The organism is Streptomyces sp. NPDC005393, assembly GCF_040606675.1.
Taxonomy (GTDB): Bacteria; Actinomycetota; Actinomycetes; order Streptomycetales; family Streptomycetaceae; genus Streptomyces.
On the sequence record NZ_JBEXFG010000002.1, the window covers coordinates 460,852 to 471,045 of the forward strand.

Consider the following 10,194-nt stretch of genomic DNA (forward strand, 5'->3'; position numbering starts at 1 on the left):
GTCCCGGCTTGGGGTCTCCCCAGCTCGAAGAGCGGGGGGAAGCACCGGGCGCCGCCCCAGGGGACGACGCCCTTGCGCCGCCCGTCCTTGTGCCGGTCATGGTAGCCGCACCCCGCTGTTCGCCACACCCTGTCACCGCGATGTCACTGTGCACGTAGCAGAAACGCGGTGGGAGACCAGAAGGTTCCCCGAATACCGCGTTCCCACACGTGTTCGGCGACAGTCAGTCAACACCACGACCGGGCCCGGTGTCCCGCCCGGTCACTCCTCTGACATCCACTGCTCCATCACCGCAAGGAGATGATCGGTGTCGACGGGCTTGGTGACATAGTCCGACGCGCCCGCTTCGATGCTCTTTTCGCGGTCGCCCTTCATCGCCTTCGCGGTGAGCGCGATGATGGGCAGCCCGGCGAACTGGGGCATCCTGCGGATCGCGGCCGTCGTGGCGTAACCGTCCATCTCCGGCATCATGATGTCCATCAGGACGAGCACCACATCGTCGTGCTGCTCCAGGACCTCGATGCCCTCCCGGCCGTTCTCCGCGTAGAGCACCTGCAGCCCGTGCTGCTCCAGCACGCTGGTCAGCGCGAACACATTGCGGATGTCGTCGTCGACGATCAGCACCTTCTCGCCGTGGAAACCACCCACCGGCTCAGGCGCCACCAGGTCCTGGCCGCCCAACAGCCACGGCTCGGGGGCCTGCGACTGCCGTCCGGCCGCCCGGCGCCCCACAGAGCGACCCATGATCTGCTCCCGCGGCTGCGGCTCGGAGACCTGTAGTGCCTCCAGCTCGGCCCGCTGGCGCCGCCGGAAGAGCCCGGAGCCGCCGCGGCCGCGCTGCGCCGCGGCGGAGGCGTCCTGCCCGGCCTCCCGGTCCGCCGCGGCACCGTCCTCCGCGGACTCCTCGGCACCGGTGTCGCGCGCCTCCAGCGCCAGGGTGCCGGGCCTGGCGCTGCCGGGGGCGAGCTGCGGGTAGCCGTGGGGCGGCAGCTCGCTGGGGTGCAGCGGCAGGTAGAGCGTGAAGGTCGAGCCGCGGCCCGGCTCACTGGCCGCGTGGATCTCACCGCCGAGCAGCCGGGCGATCTCCCGGCTGATGGACAGACCGAGGCCGGTGCCGCCGTACTTACGGCTGGTCGTGCCGTCGGCCTGCTTGAACGCCTCGAAGATCACCCGCATTTTGCTGGCCGCGATGCCGATACCGGTGTCGGTGACCGAGAAAGCGATCATATCGGCGTCCGGGTTACGCAACGCGCCGTGCTCCAGCAGCTGTTCGCGGATGGCGTGGGGCACATCCGTGCCCGCCGGCCGGATGACCAGCTCGACGGCGCCGGTGTCGGTGAACTTCACCGCGTTGGACAGCAGATTGCGCAGCACCTGCAGCAGCCGCTGCTCGTCGGTGTGCAGCGTGGACGGGAGCTCCGGCGAGACCCGTACGGAGAAGTCCAGGCCCTTCTCGGCGGTCAGCGGCCGGAAGGTGGCCTCCACATAGTCGACGAGCTGGACCAGGGCGATCCGGGTCGGGCTGACGTCCATCTTGCCCGCCTCGACCTTCGACAGATCCAGGATGTCGTTGATCAGCTGGAGCAGATCCGAGCCCGCGCCGTGGATGGTCTCGGCGAACTCCACCTGTTTCGGCGAGAGATTGCCGTCCGCGTTGTCGGCGAGCAGCTTGGCCAGGATCAGCAGCGAGTTGAGCGGGGTGCGCAGCTCATGCGACATGTTGGCGAGGAACTCGCTCTTGTAGCGCATCGAGACGGCGAGCTGCTCGGCACGCTCCTCCAGCACCTGCCGGGCCTCTTCGATCTCGGTGTTCTTGACCTCGATGTCGCGGTTCTGACGGGCCAGCCGCTCGGACTTCTCCTCCAGCTCCGCGTTGGACGCCTGGAGCGCCTTCTGCCGGTTCTCCAGCTCGGCCGACCGCTCCCGCAGCTGCTCGGTCAGCTCCTGCGACTGCTTGAGCAGCACCTCGGTCTTGGTGTTGACGCTGATGGTGTTGACGCTGGTGCCGATCATCTCGGCGATCTGGTTGAGGAAGTCCTTCTGGATCTGGGCGAAGGGCTGGAACGAGGCCAGCTCGACCACGCCGAGCAGCTGCCCCTCGAAGAGCACCGGCAACACGATCACATGGGCCGGGGCAGCCTCTCCAAGCCCCGACGCGATCTTGAGATAGCCCGGCGGCACGTTCTCCACCAGGATCGGGCGCTTCTCCTCGGCGACCGTGCCGATAAGGGTCTCGCCGGGCCTGAAGGACGTGGGCATCGAGCCGATGGAGTAGCCGTAGGAGCCGATCAGACGCAGCTCGTAGCCCTCCTCGGCGGTGCTGTCGGCGACGACCTCGGTGCCCTCGCCGATCGGCACGGCCAGGAAGAACGCGCCGTGCTGGGCGGAGACCACCGGGGTCAGCTCGCTCATGATGAGCCGCGCGACGTCCTCCAGATCGCGCCGCCCCTGCATCAGACCGGAGATCCGGGCCAGGTTGCCCTTCAGCCAGTCCTGCTCCTTGTTGGCGAGCGTCGTCTCGCGCAGGTTGGCGATCATGGTGTTGATGTGGTCCTGGAGGACCTGGATCTCGCCCGAGGCGTCCACGTCGATCTTGAGATTGAGATCGCCGCGGGTCACCGCGGTGGCGACCTCGGCGATGGCGCGCACCTGACGGGTCAGGTTGCCGGCCATCTCGTTCACCGACTCGGTCAGGTCCTTCCAGGTGCCGGCCACGTCACGCACCCGCGCCTGGCCGCCCAGCTGCCCCTCGGTGCCCACCTCACGGGCCACCCGGGTCACCTGGTCGGCGAAGGACGACAGCTGGTCCACCATCGTGTTGATCGTGGTCTTCAGCTCAAGGATCTCGCCGCGCGCCTCGATATCGATCTTCTTGGTCAGATCGCCCTGGGCGATCGCCGTGGTGACCATCGCGATGTTGCGGACCTGCCCGGTCAGGTTGGACGCCATCGAGTTGACGGACTCGGTGAGGTCCTTCCAGGTCCCCGAGACGCCGGGCACCCGCGCCTGGCCGCCGAGGATGCCGTCCGTGCCGACCTCGCGGGCCACCCGGGTGACCTCGTCGGCGAACGACGACAGCGTCGTCACCATGGTGTTGACGGTGTCGGCCAGCGCCGCGACCTCGCCGCGCGCCTCGACCGTCACCTTCTTCGTCAGATCGCCGTTGGCGACCGCGGCCGAGACCTGGGAGATGTTGCGCACCTGGATGGTCAGGTTGTTGGCCATCAGGTTGACGTTGTTGCTCAGGTCCTTCCAGATGCCGGTGACACCCGGCACCCGCGCCTGACCGCCCAACTGCCCTTCCGTGCCCACCTCACGGGCCACCCGGGTGACCTGCTCGGCGAAGGACGACAGCTGGTCCACCATCGTGTTCACGGTGGTGACGAGCTCCAGGATCTCGCCCTTGGCATCGACCGTGATCTTCTTGGACAGATCGCCCTTGGCGACCGCCGTCGTCACCTCGGCGATGGAGCGCACCTGCGACGTCAGATTGTTGGCCATGCCGTTGACGGACTGGGTCAGGTCCTTCCAGGTGCCGGAGACGCCCTGCACCTCGGCCTGGCCGCCCAGTTGGCCCTCGGTGCCCACCTCGCGGGCAACCCTGGTGACCTCCTCCGCGAAGGACGACAGCTGGTCGACCATCGTGTTGAGGGTGTTCTTCAGCTCCAGGATCTCGCCGCGCGCGTCGACGTCGATCTTCTGCGAGAGGTCACCGCGCGCAACCGCGGTGGCGACCTGGGCGATGTTACGGACCTGGGCGGTCAGATTGCCCGCCATACCGTTCACCGAGTCGGTCAGATCGCGCCAGACGCCCGCCACACCGGGCACCTGCGCCTGACCGCCCAGCCGGCCGTCCGTGCCCACCTCACGGGCGACCCGGGTCACCTGCTCCGCGAAGTCGGAGAGCTGGTCGACCATCGTGTTGATGGTGTTCTTCAGCTCCAGGATCTCGCCGCGCGCGTCCACCTCGATCTTCTGCGACAGATCGCCTCGCGCGACCGCCGTCGTCACCTGGGCGATACCGCGCACCTGCGAGGTCAGGTTCCCCGCCATGGAGTTGACGGAGTCGGTGAGGTCCTTCCAGGTGCCGCTGACGCCGTCCACCCGGGCCTGGCCGCCCAGCCGGCCCTCGGTGCCCACGTCCCGCGCCATCCGCGTGACCTGGTCGGCGAATGAGGACAGCTGGTCCACCATGGTGTTCACGGTGTTCTTCAGCTTGAGCATCTCGCCGGAGACGTCGACGGTGACCTTCTGCGACAGATCGCCGTTCGCCACCGCCGTCGTCACCTGAGCGATGTTGCGCACCTGCCCGGTGAGGTTACGGAACGCGGTGTTCACCGAATCGGTGAGATCCTTCCACGTCCCCGCCGCACCCGGCACCTGCGCCTGACCGCCCAGCTCGCCCTCGACACCGATCTCCCGGGCCACCCGGGTCACCTCGGCACCGAAGGACTGGAGCTGGTCGACCATCGTGTTGACGGTGTTCTTCAGCTCCAGCATCTCGCCGGCCACATCGACGGTGACCTTCTGCGACAGATCACCGTTCGCCACCGCCGTCGTCACCTGAGCGATGTCCCGCACCTGCGCGGTGAGGTTACGGAACGCGGTGTTCACCGAATCGGTGAGATCCTTCCACGTTCCCGCCGCACCCGGCACCTGCGCCTGACCGCCCAGCAGCCCCTCGGCGCCGACCTCGCTGGCCACCCGCGTCACCTCGTCCGCGAAGGTGCGCAGCGTCTCCGTCATGGTGTTGATCGTGTCGGCCAGCTGCGCGACCTCGCCGCGTGCGCTCACCGTGACCTTCTGCGACAGATCACCATTGGCGACCGCCGTCGTCACCTGAGCGATCCCGCGCACCTGCGCGGTCAGGTTCCCGGCCATCAGGTTGACCGAGTCCGTCAGGTCCTTCCAAACGCCCGCGACGCCCGGCACCTTCGCCTGGCCGCCCAGCTCGCCCTCGGTGCCCACTTCACGGGCCACCCGCGTCACCTCGGCGGCGAACGAGGAGAGCTGGTCCACCATCGTGTTGACGGTGTTCTTCAGTTCGAGCATCTCCCCGGCCACGTGAACCGTGACCTTCCGGGACAGATCGCCCTTCGCCACCGCCGTCGTCACGAGAGCAATGTCACGCACCTGTGCGGTGAGCCGGGACGCCATCGTGTTGACGGACTCCGTCAGATCCTTCCAGGAACCCGACATTCCGCGCACCCGGGCCTGACCGCCCAGCTTGCCCTCGGTGCCGACCTCGCTCGCGACCCGCGTCACCTCGTCGGTGAACGCCGACAGCTGGTCCACCAGGCCATTGACCGTGCGCCCCACCTTGAGGAACTCACCGCGCAACGGGTGCGCCGAGCCGTCGGCGCCCTGCGCGCGCAGGTCCATCCGCTGTTCCAGGTCGCCCTCGGCCACCGCCGACAGCACCCGGCCCACCTCGGACACCGGCCGTACAAGATCGTCCACCAGTGCGTTGGACGCGTCAATAGCCGCGGCCCACTGGCCCTCACAGGCGCCCGTCTCCAGCCGCTCGGTGAGCTTGCCCTCGCGGCCGACCACCCGCCGCACCCGGGCAAGCTCGCCGGTCAGCTGCAGATTCCGGTCCGCGACCTCGTTGAAGACCGCGGCGATCTCGGACATGACGCCCTCGCCCGAGACCGTCAGCCGCTTGCGGAAGTTTCCGTCCCGCATGGCTGTCATCGCGGTCAGCAGCCGGTTCAGGGCCGCCGTATCCACTTGGGTCGTCCCGTTGCTTCGGGACCGTCCGCCTTTCGCGCGCGTATTCGTGCCCCGCGCCGCTGCGCCAGACTCCACGTGTCCCTCCCGCAGGGTTGACCATCCTCGTCGGGTTCCTCTTCAAGCTTGCCCAGTGTTTCACCATGGCCCCACCAGGCCATAACAGTTCGGCAGCATCGCACACCGTAGACAGCACACTCTGGGTGGAATCAGTGCCGACCGGCATTCGCGAGGGCCGTGGAGGTAAGTAACCTGGCATCCGGCCAGGGCATCGGAGGGGCGCTGCGACATGGGTGTGCGACATGGGTGAGCAGATCGCCGAGACACATATGAGGAGACCTGTGATCACCGCGCGGGCAGCCGCCACCTTCGAGCCGGTCGGACGCTCGGTCGCCTCCGCCCGCACCTTCGTCCGGGACACCCTGCAGGGGTGGGGCCTGACCGACATCGTCGACGACGCCGTCGTCCTCACCAGCGAGTTGGTCACCAACGCGGTGGTGCACGCCGGTACGACCGCCGATGTAGTGTGCATCCGTGCGGACGCCGGCGTCCGCGTCGAGGTCGCCGACCGCTACCCCGAGCGCGAGCTGCCGCTGCAGAGCAACCCCGGCCACCACTTCGGCAATCCCGACCGCGAGGGCGGCCGCGGACTGCTGCTGTGCGCCGCGCTCGCCGGCCGCTGGGGCGTGGAGTACACGGCCACCCACAAGCTGGTCTGGTTCCAGCTCGACTTCCCCGACCGCCCGGCCGGCACCCGGGCCGCCGGGCCGGCGCTGCCCTCCAGCGCCCTGCCCATCGCCGACTCCCGGGTCCGGGTCGCCGTCGTCCAGGTCGACAGCAGCGGCCTTGTCAGCGCCTGGAACGACGATGCTCAGGAACTGTTCGGCTATATCCCGGAACAGGTCGTCGGCAAGCCGCTGACCGACCTCGCCGCCTGGCCGCACACCCCCGGCACCGGTACGGGCGTCGCCGAGGCGCTCCGGCTCTCCCGCTGGGAGGGGTCGTACGGCATCCGGGGCGCCGATGGCCGGGTCGCCCCCGTCTACGCCTCCCACCTGCGCGTCCGCGATGCCGACGGTGAGCCCTCCACCATCTGCCTGCTGGCGCGCGAACGCGAGCGCGCCGTACTGCAGAGCCCGCTGCGCGGCGTGGCGGCCGACACCGGCGACGCCGCGGAGCGTGGTCCGGCCTCCGACGCCTTCGAGGTCTTCATCGGCTCCCCGGCCCCCGATGACCTCGACGGGCTGCTCCAGCGCACCGTCGAGCGCGCCCGCGACATGCTCGACGGCGACGCCGCCTATCTGCTGCTGGCCACCGACGACGAGACCGAGCTGGAGGTGCGCGCCTCGACCGGGCTGCCCTCCGCCCGCCAGCGTTTCGCCCGCGTTCCCGTGGAGGCCGGCACCGGCCGCTACGGCTCGGCCCGGATGCCCGCCGTCCACGAGGACTTGTCCGCCGTGCCCGGCGCCGTGCCGCTGCTGGTGAACACCGGTATGCGCTCCGTCGTCACCGTCCCGCTCAAGGTCGAGGGCCGGCTCACCGGCTCGCTCGGCGTCGCCGCCGAGGCCCCCGGCCGCTACAGCAACGAAGAAGCGCTACGGCTCCAGTTCGCCGCCGACCGCATCGCGCTCGCCGTCGAGCGCGCCCGCCTCACCGAGCTGGAGCGGCTGCGCCGCGGCTCCCTCTCCTTCCTCGTCGAGGCGTCCGACCTCCTCGCGGGCACCCTGGACCGCGACCAGACGCTGGCCCTCATGGCCCAGATGACGGTGCCCACCCTGGCCAGCTGGTGCGCCGTCTATACGGTCGCCGACCAGGTGTCCGACCCCGAGCTCTCGTATGTCCTGCACGAGGACGAGGACCGGATCGACGGGCTCAAGGCCCTGCTGATGAAGATCGACCCACCGGAGCAAGTGCCCACCGGCGGCGCCCGCAGCTGGTCCGGCCCCTACGACGCGGCCCACGCCGCGGCCCTGCGCACCTCGCTGCGCGGCCTCAGCCTCGGCGACTCCGCCCGCCCCTCCTCCGGCCCCGGCGCCTCGCTCGCCACCGCCTCCGCGGTCGGCGGCGAGACCGTCGTGCTGCCCCTGGTGGCCCGTAACCGCGTGATCGGCATGCTCGCCCTCGGCAAGCCCACCGACGAGCACTTCCGCCAGGAGAACCTGGAGCTCGCCGAGGACCTCTCCCGCCGGGCGGCCCTCGCGCTGGACAACGCCCGGCTGTACTCGGAGCGCACCGCCATCAGCCAGTCCCTGCAGCGCAGTCTGCTGCCGCCCGAGCTGCCGGAGGTCTCCGGCGTCGAGGTCGAGGTGATCTACCGCGCGGCGGGCGAGGGCAACGAGGTCGGCGGCGACTTCTACGACGTCTTCCCGATCCGCGACGGGGCGTACGGCTTCGCCATCGGCGACGTCTGCGGCACCGGCCCGGAGGCCGCCGCGGTGACCGGCCTGGCCCGGCACGCGCTGCGCCTCCTCGCCCGCGAGGGCTTCGGCGGCCCGGCGGTCCTGGAGCGGCTCAACGCGGCCATCCTCGACGAGGGCGCCCGCAGCCGCTTCCTGACCCTCCTCTACGGGGAGTTGTGGCCACAGCACGACGGCAGCGCGGTCCTCAAGGTCGTCTGCGCCGGACATCCGCTGCCGCTCCGGCTGCGCCAGGACGGCTCCGTGCAGGCGGCGGCCGAGCCCCAACCGCTGCTCGGCGTCATGGAGGACCTCGAGCTGTACGAACAGACGGTGACGCTCGACCCCGGCGATGTCCTGCTGTGCGTCACCGACGGGGTGACGGAGCGGCGCGAGGGCACCAGGATGCTCGGCGACGACGGCCTGGTCGATGTGCTGACGACCTGCACCGGGCTCACCGCGGGCGCGGTGGCCGCCCGGGTGCTGCGCGCGGTCGAGCGGTTCGCGGCGGAGCCGCCGTCCGACGACATGGCGATCCTGGCGATGCGCGTCCCCAAGCCGCGCGACTCCTGACGTCCGACCGGGCGGGGGCGCTGCCCCCGCCCGGAGGTCCGAACACGACGGAGGCCCCCGCCACTTGGCGGGGGCCTTCGTATAAGAGCCCCAATACGGAATCGAACCGTAGACCTTCTCCTTACCATGGAGACGCTCTGCCGACTGAGCTATTGGGGCGCGGCAACGGAATAGATCATACCCGAACTCGAGTGCGCTCTCGACCGCCGCCCCGGCGGCTCAGGCGGCTGACTGCAGCAGCCCGCCGAGCGCGTTGCAGGCCGACACCACGCGCTGCAACTCCCGCCGCGACATCGACGGATCGACGGGCAGCGCCAGGCACTCATCGGCCGCCCGCTCCGTCTCCGCGAGCCACAGATCGCGCCGGAACCGCGCGGTGCGGTGCGCGGGCGTCTGTACGGGCACATGGCATACGACGCCGCGAGAGCGCAGCGTACGGGCGAAGGCGTCGCGGTCCGGCCGGCCATTGCCGGGAACCCGAACGACGTACTGCTGGTAGGTGTGTTCCATGCCGGAGGTCACCGCGGGCGTGATGACCCCGCGCAGCTTCCCGTCCAGATAGGCCGCGTTCGCCTGGCGCCGAAGAATGTCCGCGGCGGGCTCGCCCTGCGCCCCGTGTCCGATCACCAGCACACCGTGCCGCTGCCCCAGTTCGGTGAGGCGCGCCATGTCGGCCGGGTGTCCAAAGGTGTGTATGGCCACGATCGCCGCGGTCCGGGGCGTCAATGCCTCGGCCACCGCGGCCGGGTCTATGCAGAAGGTGTGGGCGTCGATGTCCACGAACACCGGCCTCGCGCCGGCCAGTAGCACCGCTTCCGCCGCTTCGGCTGTGCCGTAGGACGGCACGACGACCTCGTCGCCCGGTCGTACACCGGCCCGGGCCAGCTCATGCAACAGCTCATCCGTAGGAATCCCCATGACCGGCATGGTGCCCACGCAACATGAACACCGAGTGGCCCGCAGCGCAACAGAAGAGAGCCCTGTCCGGAACCGAAGTTCCCGACAGGGCTCTCTGCAATGTTTGTTCGGCGGCGTCCTACTCTCCCACAGGGTCCCCCCTGCAGTACCATCGGCGCTGAAAGGCTTAGCTTCCGGGTTCGGAATGTAACCGGGCGTTTCCCTAACGCAATGACCACCGAAACACTATGAAGATGAACCGGACAAAGACACGGTTCGTTACTTCAGAACCTACACAGTGGACGCGAGCAACTGAGGACAAGCCCTCGGCCTATTAGTACCAGTCAACTCCACCGGTCACCCGGCTTCCATATCTGGCCTATCAACCCAGTCGTCTACTGGGAGCCTTAACCCATCAAGTGGGTGGGAGCCCTCATCTCGAAGCAGGCTTCCCGCTTAGATGCTTTCAGCGGTTATCCCTCCCGAACGTAGCCAACCAGCCATGCCCTTGGCAGGACAACTGGCACACCAGAGGTTCGTCCGTCCCGGTCCTCTCGTACTAGGGACAGCCCTTCTCAAGACTCCTACGCGCACAGCG

The 10,194-nt window shown here is 69.2% G+C and carries 3 protein-coding genes, 1 tRNA gene and 2 rRNA genes; 1 reads left to right on the plus strand and 5 read right to left on the minus strand.

Translation table 11 applies throughout. The annotated features are described in order from the left end of the window. Positions 1-261: 261 nt before the first annotated feature. A complete protein-coding gene (locus tag ABZS71_RS04475; RefSeq protein WP_356207518.1) occupies positions 262-5,808 on the minus strand; it encodes a HAMP domain-containing protein in 5,547 nt (1,848 codons plus the stop codon). A 263-nt stretch (positions 5,809-6,071) separates the two neighbouring features. Between ABZS71_RS04475 and ABZS71_RS04480 the strand changes: the two genes are divergently transcribed. Then, the gene (locus ABZS71_RS04480; RefSeq protein ID WP_356207553.1) at positions 6,072-8,699 is read left to right on the plus strand and encodes a SpoIIE family protein phosphatase; all 2,628 of its coding nucleotides are present in this window, start codon (positions 6,072-6,074) and stop codon (positions 8,697-8,699) included. 86 nt (positions 8,700-8,785) lie between these two features. On the opposite strand, the gene ABZS71_RS04485 is transcribed toward ABZS71_RS04480, so the two are convergent. From ABZS71_RS04485 to ABZS71_RS04500, 4 genes are all read right to left on the minus strand, one after another. Then, positions 8,786-8,858 (minus strand) — tRNA-Thr (locus ABZS71_RS04485). Between the two features lie 60 nt (positions 8,859-8,918). Then, a complete protein-coding gene (locus ABZS71_RS04490; protein ID WP_356207520.1) occupies positions 8,919-9,617 on the minus strand; it encodes a DegT/DnrJ/EryC1/StrS family aminotransferase in 699 nt (232 codons plus the stop codon). Positions 9,618-9,722: 105 nt separating this feature from the next. Then, a 5S ribosomal RNA gene (gene rrf, locus ABZS71_RS04495) occupies positions 9,723-9,839 on the minus strand. A 71-nt stretch (positions 9,840-9,910) separates the two neighbouring features. Continuing rightward, positions 9,911-10,194, minus strand: a 23S ribosomal RNA gene (locus ABZS71_RS04500); the annotation flags it as partial.

Bases quoted from the DNA above. Each gene is read 5' to 3' on its own strand.
- ABZS71_RS04490 (WP_356207520.1), bottom strand. From the start codon at position 9,617: ATGGGGATTCCTACGGATGAGCTGTTGCATGAGCTGGCCCGGGCCGGT.